The sequence below is a fragment of the Bradyrhizobium sp. Kon10 genome (assembly GCF_055807395.1).
In genome coordinates this window covers 1-241 of sequence record NZ_JBVVOZ010000368.1, presented here as the reverse complement: position 1 = coordinate 241, position 241 = coordinate 1, and the positions used below count along the sequence as shown (strand labels likewise).

General features: G+C 68.5%; 1 protein-coding gene. It reads right to left on the bottom strand.

Annotated features, from left to right (window positions below; genetic code table 11):
• The coding region (locus AC0L2O_RS37405; RefSeq protein ID WP_473373275.1) for a nucleotidyl cyclase domain-containing protein at positions 1 to 241 on the bottom strand (241 nt) is incomplete at both ends.

The following is a 241-nucleotide window of genomic DNA, read 5'->3' as shown; positions in this document are numbered from 1 at the left end:
CCGCAACGCCGACGTCGCGCTCGGACTTGGCGCGCTGGACCTCAACCGCGCAGCGCACCGCATCGACCACGCTGTGGAACTCCACCAGCAGCCCGTCGCCCATGGTCTTGACCAGCCGGCCATGGTGTGCGGCGATTCTCGGCTCGAAGACCTCGCGCAGATCGGCTTGGAAGCGGGCACGCGTGCCTTCCTCGTCGGCTTGGCTCAGGCGGCCATAGCCCACGACGTCCGCGATTAGGAC